A 26494-nucleotide genomic window follows, 5' to 3' on the forward strand; every position below is an offset into this window, starting at 1 on the left:
GCGAGACTTTCTGAAGAAAGGGCCGGTTCATTCCGGATCAGGATTCGGTATCCGCATCCTTCCGGAAATTTTCGCTCCCGGCACTGATCCCGACAGACACAGGAAGATCCCGGACAATCGCCATGTACTCCTCGACATGGTAATAGTCAGCCAGGATCATACCGCGGTAGAGCCGGAGCGGGAGGAGCCGGGCAAATTTCCCGGTCTCAACGGGGGGGAGGGGCAGGCAGGGAGAAATCGCCGGCCGGGAGAGGGTGCGGAGCGCCTGGAGGGCGGACAACACCCGGGCTGCCGCACCATCCTTTCCCACCTGCCGGACCCGCACAGAGAAATCACTGAACTGCACCTGGACCCGGCCGCCCAGTTCCCGCTTCAGGAGAAGTGAGAGCACCTGGTTGAACCTGCTGCCCTGCAGTGAGATGACGATAACTTCCCATCCCCGCGTTCCTTTCCGCTCGCAGACAAGAAGACCAGTCTCTCCCGCACCGTCCGGTATACGGGCAAGCACCTGGCCGATGAGCTCCTGTTCCGGCCCGGCAAGGGGCAGGAGCGTCCCTCCCCGGGCCCGGATCTTCTGGATCATCCGGCAGACGAGCGGGGAGTATCCCTCCTCCCCGCCCCCGCCCGTCCAGAAAATGCGGGACGAATCCATCCCTCCGGGCACCACAACCACGAGATTGTGCCCCTCATCGCACTTGACCACCGACCACGAGCGGCCGCCAAGCGAGATCCCGCCAGATTCGTGGCTCCGGACAAACCGCTCGTCCAGGTTACCGATGACTTCGCCATCCGGAGTGACTGCACGGTACTCTCCCCCTCCGCTGATCACCGAATAGAGATCTTTCCAGTTGGAGCGGCCAAAGACCCGCTCGGCTTCGTTTCCCGGCATCAGCAGTTCGCCGTCAGCCGTGAGGTACCCTTCCGCGATAAGGTGCGATATGAGGGCCTGGAGTTCGCTTTCGCTGACAGAGGAAAAGACCGGGTGCGAGAGCAGTACCTTTTCCAGCTGCCGGCGGCTTGCAGCCCTGTGGTGGTGCAGGTACAGAAAGAGCTGCTGGAGCAGGACCGGGTAGGGTTTTTTTAAGGGCGTGAGGGTTTCCGTTGCCTTTTCCATAGCGCATTCGATGATGGCACAGCTGCAGAGGAGTTCACAGGGATCCTTGAGGATCCAGGCAACGTACGCGGCCTTCCCGCGCCGCCCGCTCCGCCCCATCCGCTGGAGGAACGAGGATACCGATGCGGGTGGGCCTACCTGGACCACGATGTCGAGATCCCCGATATCGATCCCGAGCTCGAGCGTGCTTGTGCAGATGATGCAGGCACCGCGGTCGGAAGAGAACGCTTCTTCTGCAGCTTTCCGCGTGGCCGGTGACAGGGACGAGTGGTGGATGTGAAGATTTTTGATCCGGCCGGCCATGGACTGCGCAAGGTGCTCGGCAACACTCCGGCTGTTGACGAAGACCAGCGCCTTTTTACCGGATACGCTCCTCACGAGCGCATCAGTTCTTTTTCCCTCGTCCGGCTCTACAATGAACCGGAACTGCTTCTCCTGCGGGGCTGACGGCACGGTAACGAGCGCCTCCCCGTGGCGGTTGTCTGAGAGCCAGCGGAGCACCTCCTCCGGGTTCCCGGTGGTTGCAGACAGGCCGATCCGCTGGATCTTCCTCCGTGCAACCCCATCCATCCGGTGGAGCAGCGCCTTTAAGTGCACCCCCCGCTCCGTTTCAACGAACGCGTGAAGTTCATCAACGATGATGTACCGGACCTGGCGAAGCGAGGGGGAGAGCGTAGGCTCCTGGAGCAGGACTTCGAGCGATTCCGGCGTTATCATCAGGAAATGCGGGGGTTCGCCCTCTTTCCACGATCGTTCTCCCCGGGCCACATCGCCATGCCATTTCATAACAGCAAGGGACGTTGGAATGCAGAACGCGGAGAAGCGATCCTCCTGGTCGTTGATTAAGGCCTTGAGCGGGGAAAGGTACAGGCAGGCCACGCCCGCCCGGCCGTTTTTGAGGATATCGTCCATGACCGGGATCAGGGCTGCTTCTGATTTGCCCCCGGCGGTCGGGGCGATAACCAGCGTATCGTTCCCTGCTGCCATGGCAGCATAGGTGCGTTCCTGCACTTCGCGCAGCTCGGTCCAGTCCAGCCTCTCTGAAAGGACCTGCTGGAGGGATTCGTGGAGCGTGGAGAAAGTAGACGACACAGTTGACAGGTAGAGGGTTTAGCCGCAAGCGATATGGTCTTTCCCCAAAAGGCGCGGCTCCCGTGAAATGACCATGTGTGTTCAGCAGAGTACAGCTAAAAACACATATATACCGTTATTGCCAGAATAGTAACCGGTAAACAATGATATCACCATGGGTTCAGCATACCGTTTCTTTCCCGAGCCCGTGCTTCGCATTCTTCTTTAGATAGGGGATCTTCGCTTACGAAGTTCCCCGTGTAATGTCGTGATGAAAGAGTTTACCAGAGGTTTTCATATGATTTTTGGAATTCCCGACCCGCAGATCCTCATTGGCTATGGCCTGTCCCTTGGACTGGCCCTCGCGTGTATCGTGTACGGATGGCTGTACTGGAACGAGGAGGAAAGAACGGATGGCAGTTGATTCCCTGCTGATGACTTCGCTCGTCCTCGTATACCTGGCAGCGACGCTCATCATAGGCTACATTGGATATAAGAAGACGAAGAGCAGCGAGGATTACCTGGTTGCGGGACGGTGCAGCCATCCGGTGATCATCGCTCTCTCGTACGGCGCAACCTTCATCTCCACCTCGGCCATCATCGGTTTCGGGGGCATGGCGGCCAATCTCGGGATGGGCCTCATCTGGCTGACGGTCCTGAATATCGGGATAGGTATCCTGCTCGCGTTTGTTCTCTTTGGCAAGAAGACCCGGGAGATCGGGCAGCGGCTCAGCGCGGTCACATTTCCTGACCTGATGTGCAAGATCTACAAGTCCCCGCTCCTCCAGTACATTGCCGGGTTCATAATCGTCATCTCAATGCCGCTGTACACCGCAGCCATCCTGATCGGCGGGGCACGGTTCATCGAGCCCACGCTTGGCATTCCCTACGCAACCTCGCTCATCCTTTTTGCCCTCATCACGGCAGTGTACGTGGTCTTCGGAGGACTTATCGCGGTCATGTATACCGATGCCTTCCAGGGCACCATCATGCTCATAGGAATGACGGTTCTCCTGGCGCTCACGCTCATCGCGGTCGGGGGGTTCACGGCAGGGACAACGGCCCTGACGAACATGGCAGATATGGTCCCAAAAGCGCTGGCCAGCCAGGGAATGACCGGTTGGACTGCAATGCCGGACCTCGGCTCGCCCATCTGGTTCACCCTTGTCACAACGCTCGTGCTCGGGGTAGGTATCGGCGTGCTTGCCCAGCCGCAGCTCGTTGTCCGGTTCATGACCGCCAAGGACAACAAGTCCCTGAACCGTGCCGTACTTGTCGGCGGGCCCTTCATCCTGATGATGACCGGGGTTGCCTTCACAGTCGGCGCGCTCTGTAACGTGTATTTCGTCCAGAACACGGGCAAGATCGCAATCGATGCCGCCGGTGGTAATGTGGACGCCATCCTGCCGCTCTTCATCAACATGGCAATGCCGGACATATTTGTCGTCATCTTCATGCTCACGCTCCTCTCAGCAGCCATGTCCACGCTCTCTGCCCTCTACCACGCGATGGGGACGGCGCTGGTCTGCGATCTCTGGGGACGCGGGAAGGAGTGCGCCCTCTCCATGAAAGCCCACCAGGTCGGCATTGTCATCATGATGGTGCTCTCGACCATCCTTGCATTCCTCCTGCCGATAAGCATCATCGCCCGTGCAACTGCAATGTTCATGGGCCTCTGTGCCTGTGCCTTCCTGCCGGCGTTTGCCGTGGGTGTCTATGCCAAAACCCCGTCAACCAAAGCAGCGCTCTGGAGTATGGTCGCCGGTGCCGTGATCTGGTTTGCCTGGACCGCATTTGTTCATGCAGCGGAGGCAAAACCTCTGGGCCTCTGCCAGGCACTCTTCGGGAAGGCTACCCTGCTCGGAGCACCCTGGACCGCTGTCGACCCCCTTGTGATCGGTCTCCCCATCTCTATGATCGTCATGATAGTGATGCAGTACCAGTACGCCAGGCAACAGCCTGCCACTCCCGCAGCTGCGTAATCCGGCACCAGATCTCTCTTCTTTTTTGGACAGATGGAACAAAAGGGAGAGAAACTTTTTTTGTCCCGCGCACCGAGAAATAACCATGGAACTCGCAGAGCAGAAGTGCACCACCTATAAACCCGGTTCTCCGCCCCTGACCCGGAAGGAGACGATAGAACTCCTTGGCCAGGTTCCCGGCTGGGCACTCAGTAACGGGCACATAACGCGGAAATATGAGTTGCCGGACGCTGCAGCATGCATCTCCTTTTTCACGGAGGTTGCAACCCTGTCCGCACAGGAGGGGCACTACCCGGATCTGTGTATGAAAGAGTCCCGGTACGTTGAACTCTCGTACTACACCTACCCTGCCGGAGGCCTGACCCTCAACGATTTCATCATGGCCTTCAAACTCAATGCAAAAGACGAGATACCATAATTTTTTTTTGTTCTGACATACCCGTGCGGGGCTTCCTGAACTGAACGTTTATACGGTTTTTCTAAAAGATTAAAAAGGAACTATCTTCGGGCTACCTGCGCCGGTATGCCAGAAGGGTAGCGGACAGGATTGCCAGGATAATAACACCCGACGGAATGTCAGCAGGTTTGGCAGTTGTGGCCGGTTTCTGCTGGGTCGGGGTGGCGAGGGATGGGGCGGTGGTCATCCTTTGTGCGGCAACCGTTGTCGGGACCGGGGTCCCGCTGTCAGCCATGAACACCTCTTTTGGTGCCGAGGTGTTGCTGCCGGCAGCATTCGTAACTTTCAGCGACACGGAATAGACGCCCAGGTACGAGTAGGTATGCCGGGGGTTCTGGAGAGTTGAGCTCGCCCCGTCACCAAAATCCCAATACCAGGAGACAGGGTTTCCCGTAGAGGTATCGGTGAACTGGACCGGGTCGCCGGCTGGTCCCATCGAAGGATTTACCGTAAAACCTGCCACAGGTGTCTGCGGAAGCGCTAGTGCAGGGACAATACCTGCAAGGAGTATCAGGAGGACAAGGAAAACGCGGGATCGCATAGATTCCATTTTCCTGACCGGAAAATGAATTCATCGATAGGCATTTTCCCCTTCCATCCCATAAACGGAAACCGGCTGCGGGTATGCGGTTTCCGGCCCTGCATAACGGACCTTGCGGTCCTTATGAAATGCCACGGAGATTCGGCTTTTTAAAGAATTGCGGAATTTATTAAAAAAATGCCGGGAAGTTAATCCAGCCGGAATTTCCGGACAATCTTTTCCTTGATCGCTTCCTTGGGGTAAGCGCCGATTATCCGGTCCACCAGCTGCCCGTTGGAGAAGATCATCATCGCGGGAATGGCATCGATGTTGAACTGCGTTGCAAGGCGCCGGTTGTCGTCCGTGTTGCATTTTGCGAAGGTTACTTTCCCATAAAATTCTGTTGCCAGCTCGTCCATGATCGGTGCGATCCTCCGGCAGGGGCCGCACCATTCCGCCCAGAAATCCACAACAACGTTCGGGTGGGTTGCGATGAACTCCTGGAAGTGCATCTCGTCGATATTCTCTACGGTCCCCTTTATCCTTTCGTGCTTCATCTTTTCTTCCAACTCCATCCTGCGCTTCTCCCGGATCCGGAAGAGCTCATCGTCCATATTTCTCAGTATTCCGTCGCTGCTAATTTAATCTAGCGGCAATGACGCATCAGTAATCTGATGGGATGGGAGCAAAGTATATCAACGCACCCTGATAATAGTATAACCCTGATTATAGGAAGCGAGGTAGGGTAGTCAGGATATCCCGACGGGCTCATAACCCGTAGATCGATGGTTCAAATCCATCCCTCGCTACTTGTTCTTTTACTGTTTTTTTTACGAGCGCCAGCCAGTATTAGCATGTGCAGGGAGCAGATTCAGGAGAGAGGGGCGATACTCTTCTTCTCCAGGATCCCGGCATGGTAACCAGTATCGGTAGTTATGATCTCGGCGGTGCAGGGCCCCGTGGAAATGTGGGGTGCAGTTCACCCCTGCGGGCAACATTCACCCGGCTCTCCCCGTTCCGGAGCGCCAGGGTCTCAATCCGGTAGCTGATCATGACGGATCCGTTCCCTGTCACGGACAGCAGCAGCGTCAGCCCGCACTGCATGGAGGGAAGAGACGTGGCGGGTCTTATGTTCGTGCCGGCACTCAGGCCCGCTACCCCGCTCAGGCTGCTGCCATCGCCATACACTGTCAGGTAATCTTCTCCCGGAGAGCCGGATCGATACTGTGCAGCCTGCAATATGCCGGTCTTTTTATCGAATGAATACATGGGAAAGCCGAGGTTCATCTCCGGGTAACAGATTTACGTTGATCACCCCGGTTACGTTGATGAGGCGGCCTATGAAGAGGTACCTGACAGCGGTTTTAAAAAGGTCTGGTCTATAATCCGGCCCGGGAAACGGGGGGGTCCCCGGTCTACCCCCCGCCCCTTTTTTTCAAAACCGATCGGACCCCCCTCCCACATCAGGGGGGTGGTATGCGGGAGACCCCCCCACCGTTCGGGCCCGGCAGACTCCCCGGCTCATTTTCGGGTAGCCGATAAAAACCGGGCATTACGCCGGGAGTTCCACGCGAAATACAGCGCGAACGGGTGCGCAAAAAGGTACGTTACTCATAATTGAGGCGGGGGGTATGCCGGGGACCACCCCCCACGTTGTTTTTTGAATGGGGGGGACCCCCCCGGGTCCGGAGGTTTCCGGTCACCCCTTCCTTGCCACCGTAACAATGAACGTCCGGTTCCGGTACACTACATCCACATCGGAGAAACCGGCCTCGTTCAGCCACGAGAGCTGGACAGACAACTTCTCGTTCCGGTCAAGGGTGTCCCGGCGCTTCAGGATCTCGGCCTGCTGCGCGTCAGTCATCGGACCGCTCCGGAGAAACTCGTTCCAGTACTCCAGATACCGCTCACGGAAGAACGGGGTCTCCCCGTCCGCCTGGTCGGCATTGACAAACATCCCGCCCGGCACGAGCGCATCATGGATCTTCCGGAAGAGCCTGCGTTTGTCCTCCGGGGACAAGTGGTGGATGGAGAGCGCTGAACAGACAATATCGTACGGGCCCCCGAGATCCGCCCGTGTGTAATCGCAGACCCGGTATTCCGTGCCCGGCCGTGCAGCAAACCGCTTCCGGGCCATACCCAGCATCTCCTCGGCAATGTCCATGAGCGTGAGGCGGGCATCCGGGAACTTCTGGAGAAGGAACGCTCCAAGAAGGCCGGTGCCGGCCCCGACATCGAGAATTGCCGGCCCGGGAGCCGGGGATTCCATGGCCCAGACCGCGGTGCTGTAGAACTGCCGCAGCTCCGGAATCACGTACTCCCGCTGGGTATCGTATTCCTGTGCAAACCGGTTGAATGCCTCCCGTATATGGTCCAGAACAAACCCTCCTCGAATCCTGCACCCGCACTACCCGGGGTTCAGGTTTTGGGTGCTTTCTCTTTGATGGAAACTGTCACTGCAAGAAGCTTATCATGATCGTCTTTTACCGGACGGATACTAATGCTCACTTTCCGGCGCTTGGACGTTGTTGTCACAACGGAAGTGTTGGAGTCGTAATTGACCCCTGCCATCTGCCGGGCAGCCTCATCAACCGGATCCTTGACCTCCTCGTCCTTCTGATCACTGAGGATCATCAGGACGCTCCGCCAGTGCTTCATGAGGATCTGTTCCGGGGGCAGGTCGATGAACCAGGCCGCGTAGGGGTTGAAAAAGATGATACGGCCCCGTTTGTCCGTTATGAAGATCGCTTCGAGCGCGTCCATAATCTTCTTCGGGTCGCCTGCCGGGTATCGCTCGAGCGTCTTGCACCGGTTGCTGTGGTTATAAAGCGCAAGATCCACGTTCGTCGAGATCTCGATCATGGTAAACGGCTTGAAGATGATCCCGTACGGCTGCGAGTACTTGGCGCGTTCGAATAGTTCCTCTTCCGAGAGGGCCGTGATGAAAATGATGGGATACTGGAAGAGCTGGAAGATGTAGTGGGCCGCGTCCAGGCCATCCATCTGCCCGGCCAGGCTGACATCCATGATGATCAGATCGGGATTCAGTTCAGCGGCTCTGATGATGGATTCCTCACCGGATGCAACAACCCCCACGATATTATACCCCTTCTTCTGGAGCATGATCGAGATGAGCTTCGTGATGATGGGATCGTCATCAACAATCAGGATACGGGAGGGCTGGGACATGGATCACCTTGGGGGGCCGGCTTCTGAATCAGATATTATTGCCAGAGGGTTTATAGCTTGTTTTCAAGGATACCGGCGCATGGGAGAAAGGAAACGAACAAACGCGGACAGGAAAAGAGGAGGTTCATCAACCATCTGATCGGTTCATGTTTCAAACGAGCCGAGCCGGGACTGAAACGTGCCGTCAAGGAAATCAACGTTGCAGGTCGAGGCCTGCTCGCCCTCGATAGGCAGCGGGTAACAGCCGGTCAGGCACCCGGTGCAGAGATCCTCCCGCGCAAAACCGATTGCTTCCACGAGTGCATCGAGAGAGATATGGTGGAGCGTGGTTGCCGTGATACTGTGCCGTACCTCCTCCTCGTTTTTGTTGCTGGCAATCAGTTCCTTCCGGGTCGGCATATCCACGCCGAGATAGCAGGGAGCCTTGATGGCAGGCGAGCCGATCCGCATGTGGACCTCGCGGGCCCCTGCATCCCGCATCATCTCGATGATCCGCTTCGAGGTAGTGCCCCGCACGATACTGTCATCGACCAGCACAACGGACTTATCCTTGAGGTGCGCCGGGATCGGGTTGAGCTTGATCCGGACCGCTTTTTCCCGCTCCTTCTGGGTGGGCATGATGAACGTCCGTCCCATGTACCGGTTCTTCATCAGCGACTCGACGAACGGCACCCGGGAGCGTTCCGCGTACCCGATCGCGTAGGCCGTACCGGAGTCGGGAACCGCTCCAACGGAATCGGCAGAGGTTGGGTGCTCCTCGAATAGTTTCCGGCCGATCTGCCGCCGGACATCGTAGACCAGTACCCCGTCCATAATCGAATCCGCCCGGGCAAAGTAGATGTATTCGAAGATGCAGTGGGCATGTTTGCCGGCAACCGCGATCTGCATGCACCGGACGCCATCCGCATCGATCCGGACCAGTTCTCCGGGCTTCACATCCCGGAGAAACTTTGCGCCCAGCGCATCAATGGCAACACTCTCGGAGGCAACCATGTACCCGTGTTCGGTCTTCCCGATACAGAGGGGCTTGATACCCAGCGGATCACGGAAACCGTAGAGGGCCCCGTCAATCAGGATCACGACTGCATAGGATCCCACCAGCTTGTGCATACAGAGACTGACCGCGTCCTCAACCGACCCGGCATTGCTGATCGCATCAATGAGGATCTTCGCGATAATCTCAGTATCGGTTGTTGTCGTAAAGATCTGGCCGGCACGCTCGTACTCTGCCCGGATCTCGCAGGTGTTAACAAGGTTGCCATTATGGGCAATGGAGATGAAATGCTCCTGGAACTGGAAGTTCAGGGGCTGGATGTTTTCAGGAAGGTTTGCACCGGTCGTGGGATAACGGACATGACCAATTCCGGTAGTTCCTTTGAGATCGGTTAAAACAAGCGGAGAGAAGACATCGGCGACAAGCCCATTTCCCTTGAACTTGTGGAGATGGGTGCCGTCAAAAGTAGATATTCCGGCGCTCTCCTGCCCCCGGTGCTGGAGAGCGTACAGAGCATAATAGAGCTGGATTGCTACACCGCCAGCATCCACGATGCCAACGATTCCACACATGGTACAACTCTAATGCGTCGGGACTTTTGGTCGCTTGCTGTGCCACTTATAATCGCTGATCTTCGTGCTTCTGCCAAAACCACAGGCAGAGCAGACTTTCTTCTGGGCATGGAACGAGATCTTGCCACAGCGCCGGCAGGCGATGTGGGTGAACTTGTTCCTCTTACCCATTGATGGAGTGCCTTTTGACATGTTACTTCACCTTATTGTTCGAGTGACGGAGAAATATAAATTACATTATCCCCACGGACGATGAGTGTGCCGACTTTTACGACCTGTCCGTTCTCCACTTCCTCGGCTTTGTCGAGGACGAGGTTCATATGTACATCATATCCCTGGAGAACTCCCCGGATTTCTCTCCCGCCTTTGAGAGATACAATAACGGGCTGACGGTTCAGCACCAGATCTAAAATATCCAACGGCCTTTTGGTCATAATAATACCCTGTTACCATCGCTCTGGAGTAATATATGTGTGCGAGCGGATCACTTAAACATACCGTAGATCCTGAGGGACAAATACTTTTGCCTTCATGAGGCCCGGGTACGGAAACACGGGGAGGGAAGGACAGAATATTTCCGGCATGCAAATAATTTTCATTTGCGCAGTATGAATAGTTGAAGCAGGACCATGAAAAAGATAGTCGTGAAAAAACGCCATTCCATCCGGAAGAGCCAGGGTGTTGACCTGCTTTTACGCCTGGAAGAACAGATCGGATCATCGGCAAACCTCTTTCGCGCGGACATGATCGAGGTACTGGAGACAAACGCAGATGTTTCGCTCTTCATGGTTGCAAAAAAACCGCTCTTAATGGACACCGGCGCGTGGGTGTTTCCCACCCTCAAAGGCGCAGTGCAGGTCCCGTTTCCCGAGCGCCGGGTGACCGTGGATGCCGGCGCTATCCCGTACGTGGTGAACGGGGCGGATATCATGCGGCCCGGTATCGTTGCGGTGACCGATGACGTGAAGGCAGGATGCCCCGTCCAGATCGTTGACGAGCGGCACGGCAAGCCGCTTGCCATCGGGATCGCCCTCTTCGACGCGCCTGATATGCGTGCCAGTACAGCCGGCAAGATGGTCAAAAAGTTCCATCACGTCGGAGATGAGATCTGGAACATGGAAATCTGACCGTTTCCGGCCCGGTCGGATACGCGGGAAAACGGCAATTTTTCCCACTTTTGTAAGAAAAACAGCGCAAAGGCAGTTTCAAAATAGATACTATTAAATAATTTTCATCATACAGTTTTTTTATGGTTAAGATCATTGATACCCTTCTGGGAAAAAGCGCGTCGAGTTCGGACGATGACTATATGGAACTCGATCTCGCGTCCTATGAGGAGCATGGATCGGGATCCCCGGCTCTTCTCGTAAAGATCGCCACCATAACGGATCTCAAGGACACCCCCCGGGTAAAAGACGAGGTCTATTCGGGAAACATTGTCATCGTTGATATCTCCCGCTTGAAAATGGACAAGATCTCTTACGAGCGGGTCTTAAAGGACTTAAAAGAAGTGGCAAAGGATGTCAACGGCGACATCATCGGCCTTGGCGACCAGCGCTATGTTGTCTTAACCCCGATGTCAGTCAAGATCTCGCGCGACAAGATCGGTGGATAATCCCGTGGAGACGAAAGTTCCGGGTCCGTGTCCGTATTGCAATACTGAAATAGAATATCTGTATACCACAGAAAATATTCCTTATTTTTCTGATATTCTCATCATCTCTGCGGTCTGCGGTTCATGCGGCTACAAGTATGTTGATACCCAGCTCCTGAAGCAGGGCGAGCCTTCCCGCCACACCCTTGCGATAACGACCGCAGAGGATCTGGACGTCCGTGTGGTGCGGAGCATGAGCGCAAGCCTTGAGATTCCCGAGATCGGTGTCCGGATCGATCCGGGGCCGGTCTGCCAGGGATTTGTCTCGAACGTTGAGGGGGTCCTTGACCGGATCGAGCAGATTGTCAAAGGGGCCCTGAGGTGGGGGACTACGGACGAGAAAGAGAACGCTGCGCTGCTCCTGGCCGATATCGCACGGATAAAAGCCGGTCTTTACCCGGTAACCCTGATCCTCGAAGACCCGAACGGGAACAGCGCCATTGTTGCAGATAGGGTAATAAAAGCAGCCTATATCCCGGAAGAGTGAGGCTCATTTTTACCGGATCAGAACAGGCTGTTACGGGGATTATGATTATGTATCATATTCCCCCCGGGGTTTACCGGGATCAGCTCTGTCAAACTCCACTTTTTCATTCATACAGGTGCGGTTAACCCGGATCCGGACAAAAGCGTAATGGCTGATCGCCGGGATGTGGTGAGGGGAAAAAAAGGAGGAGTCCCCGGCTATTTCTGTTCCTTACTCCGCCGGTGCAGCCAGATTACAACCAGAAGGATCGCGATCAGGGTTGCCCACGATGCCGAATAGATGACGATGATGGGGTTGCTCAGGAGAGCCTGGGGTGAGAGGGCCGGGGCAGAGGGGGGCGGGGGTGGTGTGATGCTTGCGAACCTGACATCCACCGTTGCCGGGAACCGGCCTTTCCCATCGAAGTACTTCACCTGCACCGTGGCATTTCCCGAGGGAATAACACCATCGGTCTGTCCGCTTCTGGAGTTGGCAAAGACGACTGTCCGGTCGATCCTGCCTTTCTCATCCGCGAGCTCAACATACCATGCATCGGGATAGGATGTCGAATAGAGATCCTTAACCCCGACCTCAAGAGTGGAGCCGGGGGGAAGTGCAACATGCCAGATGCCGGTCCCGTTTGCCCCGTTGAACGTCAGGGTTCGAAGAGCGGTCTCCCCCGGCCCGAGACGAATCGATCCCGAATCGTACATGCACGCCGATGCGGTCCGGGTCCGTAACGGGGTTCCCTGGCCCGGAACGGATGCCGGGGGGGTGCAGAGGAGCCGGGTATCGATGATCTCGCGTGAGGTCAGCGCTACCGGATAGATCCTCACCTCATCAAGACCTCCCCGGAAGAAGTGGGGGCAGACAGGTGACGGCTTATCGTACATCCCCGACTCGGCACCCAGCTGGACATAATTATTGTATTCGTAATGGATCGGGCCGGAGGCATTTACCTGATTCCTGAGAATACCATCGAGATAAATCTTCGAGGATTCACCGTTATACGTGCCGGTCACATAATGCCATTCGTGCAGCGTGATACTGTCGTGCTGGATAGGAACAGAGACCTCCCCGGGTCCCTGGAGATTCACGGTCCACCACAAATCCTCCCCGTCACCAAATCCAAGGCGGTAACCTCCCCCGTCACAGTGACTCGATACCAGGACCTGGGGGTCGAACGAGTCCGTGTAGAACCAGGTGGAGACGGTGATCTCCTTTTCCGGGTGGTTTGCTGAACGGTACGGGATGCTGATGTACTCTCCACCCCCGTTGAAGAACACCGCCCTGCCACACCCGCTGTTGTCCATCCGGTCCACACCATAGATTGTACCGGAAGACCCATGGCCTGACAGGTCAAACGCAGTCGAACCGCTCCCCTCGTTGAAGTTGAGGTAGACAACGGGATCGACAGGAGTGTCTGGCGTGGTGCCGGAAGCGCATACACCGTGAATCAGGACGATAAAAAGAAGTGAAACTGCCAGGAGTTTACCTGGGACCTGAAGGCGTGGCACGGCGTTCATACGATCGGCTCATTGGTGTATTGGGGCTTGTCCGAAAAGAACATTGCGATAAGACCACCTCAATCCGGGGTTGGATCCCCCTTCAAATACTATTAAGTATTCAGCCACGTCATTTCCGGAATAATGACCAACGTTACCGTTTACTCCACCCAGAACTGCCCCTATTGCCGGATGGCAAAGGCGTTCCTGGAAAAAAATAATGTACCGTATGAAAGCATCGATGTCGGGGCCGATGCCGTGGCGGCGAAAAAGATGATCGACATCTCGGGGCAGCGGGGAGTCCCGGTTATCGTTGTGGGAGATGAGGTCATCGTCGGGTTCGATGCTCAGCGCCTTAACGAGCTCTTCGGTGAGGAGATTGCTGATGAGATCGCTGATGTGGTCATCGTAGGAGCAGGGCCGGCAGGCCTGACGGCAGGGGTCTACTGTTCCCGCAAGATGCTCTCAACCCGGATCATCAGCGAGAACATCGGGGGGCAGGCCCTTGAATCCTGGGCTATCGAGAACTACATGGGCTACCGGATGGTCAGCGGGGAGGAGCTGATGAAGAAGTTCGAGGAACAGGTCCGGAACCTCCATATCCGGCTCGAACTCGACCGGGTCACTGCCATCACAAAAGAGGGAACACTCTTTGTTGTAAAAACGGTCTCGGAGGCGGTCATCCGGTCAAAGGCAGTTATCCTCACGCAGGGCAACCGTCCGAGGAAACTGGGCGTTGCAAACGAGGAGCAGTACCTGGGCCGGGGGCTCTCGATCTGCTCCACCTGCGACGGTCCGCTCTACAAGGGAAAGAGGGTCGCAGTTGTCGGCGGCGGCAACTCAGCGATCCAGACTGCCATCGAGATGAGCGAGATTGCCAGTTCCGTCAGCCTGATCGTCCGGAGCACAATTCGGGCCGATCCGATCTATATCGAACGGCTGAACGGGAAGAAAAACATAACCGTTCACCTCAATACCCATATTTCGGCACTCCAGGGAGACAAGTTCCTCTCGGGGATCACTATCAAGAGCGATGATGGGAAGGAGCAGACGATCGGACTCGACGGGGTCTTCATCGAGATAGGCTGGCTGCCCAACACCGATATGGTTGAAGGGCTTGTTGCCCTTAATGAAAAAAAGGAGATTATTGTCGACATCAACGGGAAAACCGGTGTACCGGGCATTTTTGCGGCCGGTGACGTGACGGATGTCAGGAGCAAGCAGATTATTATTGCTGCCGGCGACGGGGCAAAAGCTGCGCTCGAAGCGTACGATTACCTGATGAAGCAGTGAGGCGGCAGAAATTTCCCGGGGTGAGAGGTGGATTATTGTGGATTTGAGGCGCTGTTATCTGATTCCTGCATGGCTGTTGATCATTGCACTGATTGTTCTGGCAGCCGGTATCGGAATGCCCGTTTCAGCGGAGGAAAAACCGGGGACTCATAGTACTGAGTTACCTGCAATCCTGGAGAAAAATAAACCGGTAACCGGGATTCCCAAAGAAGAATCGTTTGATGCTCCTCACATGATTCTGACAAAAGAGGAGAGGGAGGAGATGCAGCGCCAGCTGGATGCAGCGCCGAAATATTCCGCTCCCGGGCCGGTTCCACGGGGATCGGTGAGCCTGCTTTCGTATCTTCCCTACAATGCTACCGAACGGGAGCAGGGACATGCCGGTGACTGCTGGGTCTGGGGATCAACCGGGGCCCTTGAGATCGAGCATGCAGTCAAATACGGGATCTTTGACCGGCTCTCCATCCAGTACTTCCTCGATAATTCCGGCATCGGGCCCCTGGGCATTTATAACGCCTGCCACGGGGGGAATCCGACCCGCTTTGCAGCCTGGTATTCCAATACCTCGGAAAATCCCGGGAGGAAAGTGGTTCCCTGGTCCAATGCGAATGCAAATTATGATCCGCATTGCTCCCTTCCGTTTACGCCCGCGGCTCCCGTCTCCACCTCCCCAGCCTACCAGTTGAAGAGCATTTCAGATGTTACGGTCCTGACCAATGGTGTGCCCCAGGCTGCTGCTATCGACAATATCAAAAGCGCTCTGGTGAACAAACACCCCGTCATTTTCAGATATGAATACTCCCCTAAGGATGCAAACGCATTCCACACATTCTGGCGCACCCAGCCGGATACGGCAATCTGGGATCCTTCACGCTGCAACGGGGATTTCGGAGTGGGTGGCGGGCACATGATGCTCATTGTCGGGTATGATGACAAGACGGATCCTGACAAACCCTACTGGCTTGTGGTGAACAGCTGGGGTGCACCGCCGAACCGGCCGGATGGCACGTTCCGGCTCGCCATGAATATGAATTATTCTGCGGTGATCTATAACCCTGATGATAAAGACAAACCCACACAGCAGCATTCATTCCAGATCCTGGATGTGACGTTTGCGGATACGCCCCAGCGCCCGGTTGTCAGCAGCATTTCCCCGGCATCCGGTCCGGCCGGCTCAACGGTGTCTATCACGGGGATCGGTTTTACCAAAGCGACGGCAGTAACATTTGGCGGCACACCGGCGGCCTCGTTTACGGTTACCAGCGATTCAACCATGACGGCAATCGTCCCTGCCCATGGAGGAGATGTTGTCGTCACTACTCCGGTTGGCACATCAGAGTCTCAGGGCGCCCCGGTATTCTCGTATAATGGATCCCCTGCCCCGGGCACCCGGTCGCCGCTCTCCCCGTTCATGGCTGCAGCCGGTATAGGTGCAGTGTGTCTCCTGCAGAGAGCAAGGAGAAGGAAATAATCCGGAACTTAATTTTAATTCACTAAGAGGTACCACGCATCTTCAGCACCAGGACGCCGGCATATTATCCCGTTTCCGCAGGAAGGCCCGGACTCTGATTCTCGCCGGATTATGAAAACGCCGGATGCTGACAAGACGGATGGAATTTTAAAAACGGTTGATTCTACTTCTTCCCAGCGTTCCGGTCCTTCTCCCGATATCCCTCTAACAGCACCGTGGCAATATTCTTGACCGGTTTGTCCGTATGGCCGGCGATGTGGAACTCGCAGAACGGGCAGGACGTGATGACGATGTCGGCGCCGGTCTTTTTGATCTCATCCCCGCGTCGTTTCCCGAGCGCCGCCGCTTCCTCCGGGTTTCCGGAACGGACGCCCCCGCCGCTTCCGCAGCAGATGGAGGGCATCTCCACGAGATCAACGACCTGCCGGATCAGCTCGCGGGGCTGGTCACGGATACCCTGCCCCCGCATCAGGTGACAGGGATCGTGGTACGTTGCTTTGATCGGGAGGCGTGCCGGGGGTTCGATTCCGTATTTCGTCAGGAGCTCGTTGATGTCGATGACCGTAAACGGGGTCTGGTAGTCGTGCTTCAGCGTTGAGCCGCAGCCGGCACACATGGTCAGGACGGTGTCGATGCCCCGTGACCGGAACGTTTCGATATTGCGCTGCTTGAGTTCATCCACGAATGCAAGCTGCCCGGTCCTGATAAGAGGTGAACCGCAACAGACCTGCTCCTTGGGGATGATGACCCGGATGCCGTTGCGCTTTAAAACTTCCATGGCATCAAGGGCGGACTGCTGCTGCCGGTAGTTGTACACGCAGCCGATAAACAGCCCAACCGTGGCTTTGACCGGGCCGTCAGGCTCGATAACCGAACCCACCTTTTCCAGGAACGATTCCGAGGTCCGCGGAACGCTCCGGCCCGTCTCCTTCACGAGTGCCGCCACTTCCTGGTGCCGGGGGAGGGTGAAGCCCCGTTTGTTGGCGTGAGCCCGGAGCTTCTCGATTGCTTTTGCCGGCGTCTCGATCTCTTTCGGGCACACCTTCCAGCAGGCCTGGCAGGTGGTGCAGGTGAAGAGCCCGTCACGGACCGCGTCGGCAATCCGATCGCCGCTGTCGCGGGGATCGAGGGCCAGGCGCATCTCCTGCCGCATTGCAGTGGGCCCGAGAAACGTTGTCACGTCAACCGCAGGACAGACTGATACACAGCAGAGGCATTCGATGCAGTCTTTGAGCGGTTTTATTGCATCGATGTCGGCTTTCCTGGGGAGCACGATCTCTTTCTTTGGCACGAGCGAGGCTATCTGTTCGAGCCGGGGCACAAGGTCGGTGACGAGATCTTTCTTAACGTCGAGGTTTAAGGGCTCGATCGTGATGTTATCCTTCGCCTCCTCCATGCAGGCAAGGACCGGCTCGCCGTTCACCCGCACGGCGCAGCTGCCGCACTGGCCCGAGGCACAGGAGTAGCGGTATGAGAGCGTGGGGTCGAGGGTGTCGTGGATCGCGTGGAGGACGTTGAGAACCCGGGCACCGTCGTTCACCTTCACAGTATAATTCACAACATGCGGCTCTTTGTCCTTATCCGGGTCGAACCTCCTTACACGCACATTCAGATCCTTCATACTTTTGCCTCCCTCGTCTCGATCCCTTCACGGGCCGTTGAGACGAACGTGTGGCCGAATGGCGAGTGTTCCGCATCATGGGTTGCCGTGACATCGGTGCGGACGTGCGCACCCCGGGATTCCGTCCGGATCAGGGCCAAGCGGCAGATGAGCGAGGCAACGAGTGTCATGTTCTGGAGAATACAGCATTCCGCCAGATTCTGTGCCGAGGCCGCTCTGAGGCTGATTGCCTGGAGCTGCTTAATTGTCTTAAGCGTCTCCTCAAGAGCGCCAGCGTTCCGGAAGATGCCGGCTCCCTGCCACATCGCGAGCTGGAGCCTCTTTTTCACTTGTGCCGGGTTGGTGTTCCCGACAAGGAACCCGTCGAGCTTCTTCTGCCATGCATCGACCTGCCGTCCGTCAACATTCTTCTGCCGCTTTGCCGCCTTTCCTGCGGCTTCCCCGGCCCGTTTTCCGAAGACCTGGGTCTCGGCAAGAGCATTACCTCCGAGCCGGTTGGCACCATGCACTCCCCCGGAGACCTCCCCGCAGGCAAAGAGTCCCGGAAGAGTTGTCCGGCACTCGGGAGTTATCCGGAGGCCGCCCATGATATGGTGTGCGGTGGGGGCCACCTCCATGGGGGTTGTGCGGATATCCACGCCGAATTTGAGGAACTGTTCGAGCATTACCGGCAGGCGGGCCTCGATCTGCTCCCGGGGCAGGTGGGTGACATCGAGATAGACGCCGCCGTTTGCCATTCCCCGGCCTTTCAGGATCTCGGTGGCAATGGACCGTGCCACCACGTCCCGGGTGGAGAGTTCCAGCCGGACCGGGTCATAGGTCTTCATGAACCGCTCACCCAGGGCATTCTTAAGAACGCCGCCCTCGCCCCGGACCGCCTCGGTCACGAGCCTTCCCCGGGCATCGTACGGGAAGACGGCGCCGGTCGGGTGGAACTGGATCATCTCCATATCGATGAGCTCTGCACCGGCCCGGAACCCCATCGCGTACCCGTCGCCAGTACCGCTCGATGAGTTGGTGGATATGTCGTAGACTTTTGTCCCGCCACCGGTTGCAAGGATCGTGCTGTCCGCCTTCATGATTACAAGGCGGCCTTTCTCGTCCAGCGCCAGTGCTCCGATGACCGCATCCCCGTCTTTCAACAGGTCGATAACGGTATACTCCTGCAGGAGCGTGATGCCATATTTTCCGGACTGGTGCATGGCAGTGGAAAGGCGGTCTGCGAGCGTCATCATCATCTCGTGACCGGTCCGGTCGCCGGCATAGCAGGTGCGGGGGAACCGCTGGCCGCCGAACGGGCGCTGGGCTACTTCGTCGTTGTCCGTGAAGTCGAAGACCGCTCCCCATTTCACGAGGTCGCCCATCCGGAGCGGGGCCTCCTTTACGAGGATATTCACGAGCTCGGGGTTGTTTAAGAAGGCCCCGCCTTTCATCGTGTCCTCGAAATGTATTCCACAGGAATCTTCTTCCCGCAAAACCGCATTGAACCCGCCTTCCGCCATCGTGGTGCAGCCCCCTTTGCCCACGAGGGTCTTGGAGATGAGCACAACATCGCCATACTGCGAGGCCTCGATCGCAGCACGGACCCCTGCTCCCCCGCTCCCGATCACCAGCACATGGCAATCCACAACCTCATCTGCAAGCATCTTATTATTTTGTGGATCGTATAGTTACATAAATAAATGGCACACCAGCCCGAGTGAGAGAGACAAATGAGATTTTTAATGAAATTCGGCGGAACATCCGTTGCCGACGCCCAGTGTATCCGGCGCGTTGTGGATATTCTCGAACAGCACCATAAAGCCGGCAACGAAGTAGCAGTAGTCGTCTCGGCCCAGCGGGGCGTGACTGACCAGCTCATCGAGATTGCCGGAAAACTTCCAACTGCAAAGGACGACTCCGCCATTGCACCACTGATCCGGGCCCTCAGCACGCGGCACATGACCACCCTTGAGGGAGCAGCGCCAGACCAGGTAGCAGAGGTTGGTGCGGATATCGAGGAGCGGCTCATCAGCCTCCAGAATATTCTTTTTGCGGTGTACAACCTGCGGGAACTCACTCCCCGCTCCAAGGATTACATCATCTCGTTTGGCGAGCGCCTGCTCGCACCGATCGTTGCAGCCGCCCTCCGCGAGAGAGGGATACCATCGACCGTCATGGACGGGTGCGAAGCCGGCATCCTCACAACCCCCCAGCACGGCGAATCAACCTCGCTTCCCGAGAGCGACGAACGGATCCAGCGGCGGGTCGGACCGCTCCTCAAAAAAGAGATCCCGGTTATCATGGGGTTCATGGGATGCACCCGTGACGGCATCCTCACAACCCTTGGACGGAGCGGTTCCGACTACTCAGCCTCCATCATCGGGGCAGGTATCGATGCGGACGAGATCTGGATCTGGACCGACGTTGACGGCATCATGACCTGCGACCCGCGGGTTATCAACGATGCCCGGGTCATGCCCTCCCTTTCCTATCTCGAAGTCATGGAACTCTCGTACTTCGGGGCCAAAGTCATGCATCCCCGCTCCATAGAACCGGCCATGCGCAAGAACATCCTTGTGCGGGTCAAGAACACCTTCAACCCAACCCATCCCGGCACCACCATTGTGCGGAACGGGCAGCGGGACAACCGGGTGGTAAAAGCCCTGACCTATATCGACAAGGTAGCCGCAATCAATATCAACGGCGCCCAGATGATCGGCAGACCCGGCGTGGCAAAAGCGATCTTCACGATCCTTGCCGACCACGAAGTCAATGTCATGATGATCTCGCAGGGATCCAGCGAGGCCAATATCTCGTTAATCGTGGATGAGTCGCACCTGTCCGCAGCGGTTACGGCCCTCTCCGACCTCATGAAACAGGGCGTTGTGCGGGAAGTCTCCCACAACCATGATGTCTGTGCGGTCGCGGTTGTCGGGGCGGGAATGGCGGGAGCGCCGGGAACCGGCGGCCGGATCTTCACGGCTCTCGGTGCAGCGGAGATCAATGTCATGATGATCTCGCAGGGATCCAGCGAAGCAAACATCTCGTTTGTGGTGCACCAGGATGACGGCCCCCGGGCGGTCCGGGTGCTGCACGACGAATTCCACCTTTCGGAGGCAAGCGATGAGTAACAATGCGTATGCAGCAGCGGGAGTAGACATCGATCTCGAAGCAACCGCGATAAAGTCCTTAATCAAGAACCTGACGTTCAAGCGGAAAGGTTCGTGTAAAATGATGGGATCTGTCGGGCACTTTGCGGGTCTCATCGATTTCGGCGAGATGGCGCTGGCCCTGACAACGGACGGGGTGGGCACGAAGATGCTCGTTGCCGACCAGGAGCAGGACTGGAGCACGGTTGGTATCGACTGTATTGCGATGAACGTAAACGACCTCTATGTCATGAACATGGAGCCGGTGGCCTTTGTCGACTACATCGCCACCGACAAGCTCTCGATTGAGAAGATGGCAGAGATCGGGATCGGTCTCAACGAAGGGGCAAAACAGGCGAACATCGATATCGTTGGCGGGGAGACTGCGTCCCTCAAGGGGCTCGTGAATGGCCTTGACCTGGCCGGTGCCTGCCTCGGGATGCAGAAGAAGGATAAGATCATCACCGGCGAAAAGATCAAACCCGGCGACAAAATCATTGGCGTCCCGTCAACCGGCGTCCACAGCAACGGCCTCTCCCTTGCCCGCCGTGTTGTGGAAAAGTACGCGGGGTACGACAAGAAGTTCAAAGGCAAAAAGACGTTCGGGCAGGAGCTCCTCACACCTACCCGGATCTACCACGAGAGCCTCGCGGTTGCTTCATCCTGCACCGTGCACGGAATGTGCCATATCACGGGAGGGGGCCTTCTGAACTTCAAGCGCCTCTCCGAGTACGGGTTCCTCTTCGATACCCCCTTAGCCCCGCCAGGGATCTTCACCTGGATCCAGAAGAGCGGCGACATTGCCCAGGAAGAGATGTACCGTACGTTCAACATGGGGATGGGCTACGCGTATGTCGTGCCAAAGAAGAGCGTTACCGGTGTACTTGGGATGGTGAAGGGTGCACAGGTTGTCGGCACGGTCACAAAGGAGCCGGGGGCGTTCCTCGGCGAGCTGGAGATAACGTAACTTTTTTATCCTTTTTGATCATTGGCAACATTTTGTCGTTATCATTACATCCTGATTGAATCGTTGTACCTGTGATCATTTTAACCGGATCGAAGACTGCCCAGCGATAAACCCCGGGGAGCTTTCCTTCTGAATCCCCGGTGGGAACCGGTACCATTTTGCTGGCGTCAACAACATGATTGATAATCTGGCTGTTTGTGGTTTTACAGGAATTTTTGGTCTTTTCTCTAACTCGGCGAAGTCTTTCCCTTTCAGTATAGCCAAGGTGTGCTACAGGTTCCGGGGTATCGGGCAGGAGCTGACCGGTCCAATCCCGGGCCCCGTAAATCATTTAAAAAAAAGGGTAAAGTGCCAATCCAGCCTTAACATCTATCTTTTACAATAGTCCGCCCCCCTTTGCGCCAGCCCTGCCCCCATTGGGGGCGGGGGCGCATGCGATTCCCCGGTATTACCGAAAATCCCGATTCAGGTAATACAGCACTATCGCAACCGGGGCGCCATAGCGGCGGGGCGAAGCCCCTGGAGCGTCAGTATTTTCGCTCCAAAACGAATTTACTTTTTTGCATTAAATTTTAGTCATATTTTTTTTACCTTTTTTCACTCCGTAAATCCTTCCTGGATTTAAGGGGCTGGAATAGTACATTACCCTAAAAAAAATTATGAGAAATTTTCAGTTTTTCTTTTCCCTGCCTCATCCGCCACAACCCCGGCCGCGATCACCATTGCCGGGATCACGAGGTACCGCAGCCCGATCTGCCCGGCATAATCCGGCAGCGTCATACCCAGCAGGCCCACAAGCACGATCAAATCCAGCACCCAGTTGGCGAGCAGCCAGACAATGCCGGTGACGATGGCTTCATGCGTGAAATTTTTCTCAATGGGCCGGAAGCACCAGACGATCAGGATCGCGGCCGTAATTGATCCGATCACGATCAGGATCGACTTGAAGAGCTGCTGGTCGATGACGAGGCCGGCCGGGCCGTAGAACGGGACGGCGCACACGAACGGGACGAGCCATGTCAGGAAGGCGCCCGCGATCCGGCGGCGCCAGGTTGCCGTGAAGGAGAGGTTCATGGGAGTCTCACGTATTGTTCCTTGATCCTGCCGGAGCATGAAGATACGGGGTCTGACCCGGAGATGCGTCCTGTCCGGAGACCTGATCCGGACCCCATTTTCCCCGCTTTTGGCAGAGGGGAGTACATCCGGGCCTGAGTTACGCGCCTGTATTAGCGCTGTTTGCGGCTCCAGTTATACGACGTGAAAAAGGTAGAAAACGGGGACTTGGTGCCTCATTTTCCCGCATTAGTACCTCATTTCGGGGTATTTAGTCCGGAACCCCCCGACCCCCACCAGATTCTCCGACGGAGAACTCCTCCTGCGGGGGGATGAGGAAGACCATCTCCGGTAAAGATACCTGTTCCAACAGAGGGGTATCCCCGACTAAGACCTGCCCGGCAACGCCGACGGCGTATTTTCAGTCACCGGTACGGTGGCCGGTACGGTTTTTCCCTCCACCGTGGCCGGAACCGTAGCTGGTGCGATCTCCCCGTCCTGCCGGATCTCTTTGAGGCCGGCATCGGTCAGCCGGAAGAAGCGGTAGGTCCCGTGACGGGAGTAGATCCAGAGTTCCAGCTGGATCTGGTGCGACGGCGGAAACAACCGGAGCTCGGCAAGGATCCCGCGGCACTCGTGTTCAATCTCATGTACGGGTGCGGTAATTTTTTCAAATCGCATGACGCGGACAAAGATCACCCACGTTACCATCCGGATAAAAAAATCGCAGACACTCTGATAAGAGTACGTGACCCGCATGACGCAGCCGCGTCTCAATGCGATGACGATGGCATCATCGATGCCCTTGGTTGCCGGCCGGCCTCGTTTCATAAGCAGGGCCTCTGCCGTTCGTGGACATTGATCATCAGGGAGTGCTCCGTTTCGTATACAGTGAAGAGTTGTGTAAACCGGTGTGGGTCCCGGAAACTTTCATCGGTAAAGTAAGATATTTAATTATATATATTCATGTGATGGTGATGGTTACATCGATGGGAGATGTGCAATCACGATAAAAAATGCGATCAACGTTGTCCGGATTGTTGAAGAAAAAAAATCGTTGGATTTTGACACTCCTCCCCGCGGATCGAAGATGTCCCGGCCTTTCAGATCCAGTACCGCTTCACGAAGAGCTCATGCTCCCGGACAATCGGCGTCCCGAACCAGAGCACTGCGGGAACGATCACCGCACTGGCGATGACATTCCCAACAAACCAGGCAGAGAAGAGCGGGAGCAGGTTCGGGAGATCGACAAGGCCGGCCGGTGCGAGCGAGAGGGTCCCCCAGATCGCCCCGGCAAGATTGTTGACAATGATCCCAAAGACTATCAGGATCCCAAGGTCGCGCCGGGTCCGGAGGGAGACGTCCCCACCGAGCAGCCGGAACGCAAGGAGCGGGATTACAACCTGCAAAAGATCCGCAGCCGACCAGACCAGGCTTGTTGTGGGGGAGAGGCCGCTTAAGACGCCTGCACCGATAAAGCAGCCGGCGTACGAAGCGATGGCACCCCAGAGACCGAACCAGAGCGTTGTCACGATCATCACGGCTACCACGAGGTACAGAAGCGATGTCCCGGGACCTGCAACAAAGGAGAAGACCACAAACTTTGCAATGAGGGCATCCAGGCAGATGAGAAGGAAGAGCAGCGCAATCCGCAGGAAGAGCGGGACGGTTGCAGACTCATCTGCACCGGTGACGGAATCCTGTCCGGCCATAACGTAATTACCATATCTTCCCGGATCCTATATGAGATCATCCGAACGGATGCAGGAAGTGAGAAAAAATATATTCTGACGTTTCCGGATCAGTGCGAACCTGGCTCTGCCGCCCGCCCGTCCAGGCGCTGCTGGTCGCCGTTTTTCTTCTTGCGGTTCTTCTCCCCTACTGGTGGCTTGCGGCCCTCTGGTGCCGGGATATCCTGCGCACGGAAGACCAACAGTTCGCGTTCATAACAACGACGTTCCTTCTCGTGATGGTCATCGCGGACAGCGCCTTCCTCACCCGGTATTACCAGGCAAAGCGGAAGCACGAGCTTGCCTGCATGACCGAAGAACTCCGGATCAGCGAAGAGTCGCTCCGGATCACGATCAAAAAACTGAACCTGCTCTCCAGCATCACCCGCCACGATATCCGGAACAATCTTGTCGGGATGAAGATCTACCTGGACCTCTCCCGGGCGACCGCCGGTGACTGGGAGAAGACAGAGGAGTACCTTGCAAAGGAGGAGCAGATAGCCGACGCAATCGAACGCCAGCTGGACTTCTCCCGGGCGTACGAGAGCCTCGGAGCCGCACACCCGGACTTCCAGGACCTCACAACCTGTATCGGGCAGGCGCAGGCCGGGCTCGATCTTGCCGGAACCCGGGTAACCCTCACCGGCATCCCTAGGGTCGAGATCTTTGCAGACCCCCTGCTCCAGAAAGTCTTCCACAACCTCTTCGATAACGCCCTCAGGCATGCGGGCCATGGGATGAATGCGATCACGATCGCCATTACAGAAACGGATAGCAGGCTCCGGATCACATTCGAAGACAACGGGAGCGGTATTCCAAAAAACCTCAAAGAGCGGATCTTCGACCGGGGATACGGGACGAATACCGGCTTTGGCCTCTTTCTGATCCGCGAGATCCTGGATATCACCCGGATCACCATTAAAGAGACCGGAACACCGGGCGCCGGTGCCAGGTTCGAGATAACCGTGCCGGCCGGTGCGTACCGGATCCTTCCCGGGAAGTGACCTGAGGCGGACTGCTCCGGAAAAACGATCACAAACCCCGCGTGAAGTCAGGAAAAAGAGAGAGAAAGGTTCAGATGGTTATTTCCCGGAACTGCTTGCCGAAAACTCCGCAGATCGGGCACTTGTCCGGGGCCTTGACCATCTCGATATTCCCGCAGACAGGACAGAGGAAGACTTTCTCTCTGGGAAGATCCGATCCTGACTTCACGGCATCAAACGCCTTTTTGTAGAGGCTTGCATGCACCTGCTCGGCCTTCATGGCGAAGGTGAAGGCAAGGAGAGCATCGCTCTTTTTTTCGCTCTCGGCTTCTTTGATAAAACCGGGATACATTGTCGTGAACTCATGGGTCTCTCCGGCAATACTTGCTTCAAGGTTCTTTGCCGTGGGCCCGACAGCGGTGAGGACCTTCAAGAGCTTCTTTGCATGGATAGCCTCGGCTTCGGAGGCCGCCTTGTAGAGGACTGCCACATTCTTGAACCCCTCTTCCGCTGCTTTCTCGGAAAACGCCTGGTATTTCCGGTTTGCCTGCGATTCGCCGGCAAATGCTTCCTGTGCATTCTCGGTTGTTGCCATACTGAATTGGTTACGCGGGGGAGATTCATAAATATTCTTCATGCGGCACATTCCGTAGCATCCAGGTCCTCATGGGAGGGCAGCAGATGGGATCTGGAATATATATTACTGCTGATAAATATTAAT

General features: G+C 56.5%; 27 protein-coding genes and 1 tRNA gene. 12 read left to right on the top strand and 16 right to left on the bottom strand.

What is annotated here, in order from left to right:
• Positions 1 to 37 precede the first annotated feature (37 nt).
• Positions 38 to 2206 carry a DEAD/DEAH box helicase gene (locus WC598_RS12875; protein ID WP_372961911.1) on the bottom strand — a complete coding sequence of 723 codons (2169 nt, stop codon included), beginning with the start codon at positions 2204 to 2206 and terminating at the stop codon, positions 38 to 40.
• A gap of 277 nt (positions 2207 to 2483) precedes the next feature.
• Between WC598_RS12875 and WC598_RS12880 the strand changes: the two genes are divergently transcribed.
• From WC598_RS12880 to WC598_RS12890, 3 genes are all read left to right on the top strand, one after another.
• A complete protein-coding gene (locus WC598_RS12880) occupies positions 2484 to 2609 on the top strand; it encodes a symporter small accessory protein (RefSeq protein ID WP_372961912.1) in 126 nt (41 codons plus the stop codon).
• A complete protein-coding gene (locus tag WC598_RS12885) occupies positions 2599 to 4167 on the top strand; it encodes a sodium:solute symporter (RefSeq protein ID WP_372961913.1) in 1569 nt (522 codons plus the stop codon). Before WC598_RS12880 ends, WC598_RS12885 begins: the two co-directional genes overlap by 11 nt.
• An 85-nt stretch (positions 4168 to 4252) precedes the next feature.
• Positions 4253 to 4585 carry a 4a-hydroxytetrahydrobiopterin dehydratase gene (locus WC598_RS12890; protein WP_372961914.1) on the top strand — a complete coding sequence of 111 codons (333 nt, stop codon included), beginning with the start codon at positions 4253 to 4255 and terminating at the stop codon, positions 4583 to 4585.
• A gap of 91 nt (positions 4586 to 4676) precedes the next feature.
• Here the strand turns inward: WC598_RS12890 and WC598_RS12895 are convergent, their stop codons facing one another.
• Together WC598_RS12895 and trxA are read right to left on the bottom strand one after the other, a co-directional pair.
• Positions 4677 to 5165: a PKD domain-containing protein gene (locus tag WC598_RS12895; RefSeq protein WP_372961915.1), complete on the bottom strand. Its 489-nt coding sequence runs from the start codon at positions 5163 to 5165 to the stop codon at positions 4677 to 4679.
• Positions 5166 to 5353: 188 nt separating this feature from the next.
• Positions 5354 to 5758 (bottom strand): thioredoxin, encoded by a 405-nt coding sequence (gene trxA, locus WC598_RS12900; protein ID WP_372961916.1) that lies wholly within the window; start codon positions 5756 to 5758, stop codon positions 5354 to 5356.
• Between the two features lie 120 nt (positions 5759 to 5878).
• Here trxA and WC598_RS12905 point away from each other — a divergent pair.
• Positions 5879 to 5953 (top strand) — tRNA-Met (locus tag WC598_RS12905).
• 124 nt (positions 5954 to 6077) lie between these two features.
• Here the strand turns inward: WC598_RS12905 and WC598_RS12910 are convergent.
• The 6 genes from WC598_RS12910 to WC598_RS12935 all read right to left on the bottom strand — a co-directional run bounded on the left by WC598_RS12910 (position 6078) and on the right by WC598_RS12935 (position 10333).
• On the bottom strand, positions 6078 to 6413 hold the full coding sequence (locus tag WC598_RS12910) for a hypothetical protein (RefSeq protein WP_372961917.1): 336 nt from the start codon (positions 6411 to 6413) through the stop codon (positions 6078 to 6080).
• 430 nt (positions 6414 to 6843) lie between these two features.
• Positions 6844 to 7539: a trans-aconitate 2-methyltransferase gene (locus tag WC598_RS12915; RefSeq protein WP_372961953.1), complete on the bottom strand. Its 696-nt coding sequence runs from the start codon at positions 7537 to 7539 to the stop codon at positions 6844 to 6846.
• Positions 7540 to 7562: 23 nt separating this feature from the next.
• Positions 7563 to 8333: a response regulator gene (locus tag WC598_RS12920; RefSeq protein ID WP_372961918.1), complete on the bottom strand. Its 771-nt coding sequence runs from the start codon at positions 8331 to 8333 to the stop codon at positions 7563 to 7565.
• Between the two features lie 144 nt (positions 8334 to 8477).
• Positions 8478 to 9899: an amidophosphoribosyltransferase gene (purF, locus tag WC598_RS12925; protein ID WP_372961919.1), complete on the bottom strand. Its 1422-nt coding sequence runs from the start codon at positions 9897 to 9899 to the stop codon at positions 8478 to 8480.
• A gap of 9 nt (positions 9900 to 9908) precedes the next feature.
• A complete protein-coding gene (locus tag WC598_RS12930; protein ID WP_372961920.1) occupies positions 9909 to 10091 on the bottom strand; it encodes a 50S ribosomal protein L37e in 183 nt (60 codons plus the stop codon).
• Positions 10092 to 10102: 11 nt separating this feature from the next.
• A complete protein-coding gene (locus tag WC598_RS12935) occupies positions 10103 to 10333 on the bottom strand; it encodes an LSM domain-containing protein (protein ID WP_320162131.1) in 231 nt (76 codons plus the stop codon).
• A gap of 195 nt (positions 10334 to 10528) precedes the next feature.
• On the opposite strand from WC598_RS12935, the gene WC598_RS12940 reads away from it, so the two are divergent.
• The 3 genes from WC598_RS12940 to WC598_RS12950 all read left to right on the top strand — a co-directional run bounded on the left by WC598_RS12940 (position 10529) and on the right by WC598_RS12950 (position 12040).
• The gene (locus WC598_RS12940; RefSeq protein ID WP_372961921.1) at positions 10529 to 11026 is read left to right on the top strand and encodes an RNA-binding protein; all 498 of its coding nucleotides are present in this window, start codon (positions 10529 to 10531) and stop codon (positions 11024 to 11026) included.
• Between the two features lie 122 nt (positions 11027 to 11148).
• On the top strand, positions 11149 to 11514 hold the full coding sequence (sepF, locus tag WC598_RS12945) for a cell division protein SepF (RefSeq protein ID WP_372961922.1): 366 nt from the start codon (positions 11149 to 11151) through the stop codon (positions 11512 to 11514).
• A gap of 4 nt (positions 11515 to 11518) precedes the next feature.
• Positions 11519 to 12040 (top strand): ZPR1 zinc finger domain-containing protein, encoded by a 522-nt coding sequence (locus WC598_RS12950; RefSeq protein WP_372961923.1) that lies wholly within the window; start codon positions 11519 to 11521, stop codon positions 12038 to 12040.
• Between the two features lie 197 nt (positions 12041 to 12237).
• Here WC598_RS12950 and WC598_RS12955 read toward each other — a convergent pair whose 3' ends face one another.
• Complete coding sequence (locus tag WC598_RS12955; RefSeq protein ID WP_372961924.1) at positions 12238 to 13545, bottom strand: LamG domain-containing protein; 1308 nt, start codon at positions 13543 to 13545, stop codon at positions 12238 to 12240.
• 123 nt (positions 13546 to 13668) lie between these two features.
• Between WC598_RS12955 and WC598_RS12960 the strand changes: the two genes are divergently transcribed.
• Both WC598_RS12960 and WC598_RS12965 read left to right on the top strand, forming a co-directional pair.
• Positions 13669 to 14817, top strand: coding sequence for a Uxx-star family glutaredoxin-like (seleno)protein (locus WC598_RS12960; protein ID WP_372961925.1), 1149 nt, complete (start codon positions 13669 to 13671; stop codon positions 14815 to 14817).
• Between the two features lie 37 nt (positions 14818 to 14854).
• A complete protein-coding gene (locus WC598_RS12965; RefSeq protein ID WP_372961926.1) occupies positions 14855 to 16288 on the top strand; it encodes a C1 family peptidase in 1434 nt (477 codons plus the stop codon).
• A 163-nt stretch (positions 16289 to 16451) separates the two neighbouring features.
• On the opposite strand, the gene tfrB is transcribed toward WC598_RS12965, so the two are convergent.
• Complete coding sequence (tfrB, locus tag WC598_RS12970; RefSeq protein WP_372961927.1) at positions 16452 to 17909, bottom strand: fumarate reductase (CoM/CoB) subunit TfrB; 1458 nt, start codon at positions 17907 to 17909, stop codon at positions 16452 to 16454.
• Positions 17906 to 19555 carry a fumarate reductase (CoM/CoB) subunit TfrA gene (tfrA, locus tag WC598_RS12975; RefSeq protein ID WP_372961928.1) on the bottom strand — a complete coding sequence of 550 codons (1650 nt, stop codon included), beginning with the start codon at positions 19553 to 19555 and terminating at the stop codon, positions 17906 to 17908. Before tfrA ends, tfrB begins: the two co-directional genes overlap by 4 nt.
• 78 nt (positions 19556 to 19633) lie before the next feature.
• On the opposite strand from tfrA, the gene WC598_RS12980 reads away from it, so the two are divergent.
• Both WC598_RS12980 and purM read left to right on the top strand, forming a co-directional pair.
• Positions 19634 to 21022, top strand: a complete 1389-nt coding sequence (locus WC598_RS12980; RefSeq protein ID WP_372961929.1) for an aspartate kinase — start codon at positions 19634 to 19636, stop codon at positions 21020 to 21022.
• A complete protein-coding gene (gene purM, locus WC598_RS12985) occupies positions 21015 to 22007 on the top strand; it encodes a phosphoribosylformylglycinamidine cyclo-ligase (protein WP_372961930.1) in 993 nt (330 codons plus the stop codon). Before WC598_RS12980 ends, purM begins: the two co-directional genes overlap by 8 nt.
• Positions 22008 to 22664: 657 nt before the next feature.
• On the opposite strand, the gene WC598_RS12990 is transcribed toward purM, so the two are convergent.
• The 3 genes from WC598_RS12990 to WC598_RS13000 form a co-directional block, all read right to left on the bottom strand.
• Entirely contained in the window at positions 22665 to 23081 is a 417-nt protein-coding gene (locus tag WC598_RS12990; RefSeq protein WP_372961931.1) for a hypothetical protein, read from the bottom strand.
• A gap of 366 nt (positions 23082 to 23447) precedes the next feature.
• The gene (locus WC598_RS12995) at positions 23448 to 23891 is read right to left on the bottom strand and encodes a hypothetical protein (RefSeq protein WP_372961932.1); all 444 of its coding nucleotides are present in this window, start codon (positions 23889 to 23891) and stop codon (positions 23448 to 23450) included.
• A 272-nt stretch (positions 23892 to 24163) separates the two neighbouring features.
• The gene (locus WC598_RS13000; RefSeq protein WP_372961933.1) at positions 24164 to 24772 is read right to left on the bottom strand and encodes an MASE1 domain-containing protein; all 609 of its coding nucleotides are present in this window, start codon (positions 24770 to 24772) and stop codon (positions 24164 to 24166) included.
• A gap of 92 nt (positions 24773 to 24864) precedes the next feature.
• Between WC598_RS13000 and WC598_RS13005 the strand changes: the two genes are divergently transcribed.
• Positions 24865 to 25794 (top strand): sensor histidine kinase, encoded by a 930-nt coding sequence (locus tag WC598_RS13005; RefSeq protein WP_372961934.1) that lies wholly within the window; start codon positions 24865 to 24867, stop codon positions 25792 to 25794.
• Positions 25795 to 25864: 70 nt separating this feature from the next.
• On the opposite strand, the gene WC598_RS13010 is transcribed toward WC598_RS13005, so the two are convergent.
• Positions 25865 to 26368, bottom strand: a complete 504-nt coding sequence (locus WC598_RS13010) for a rubrerythrin family protein (protein ID WP_372961935.1) — start codon at positions 26366 to 26368, stop codon at positions 25865 to 25867.
• Positions 26369 to 26494: the final 126 nt, after the last annotated feature.

The sequence above is a fragment of the Methanoregula sp. genome (genome assembly GCF_041645475.1).
Classification (GTDB): domain Archaea; phylum Halobacteriota; class Methanomicrobia; order Methanomicrobiales; family Methanospirillaceae; genus Methanoregula.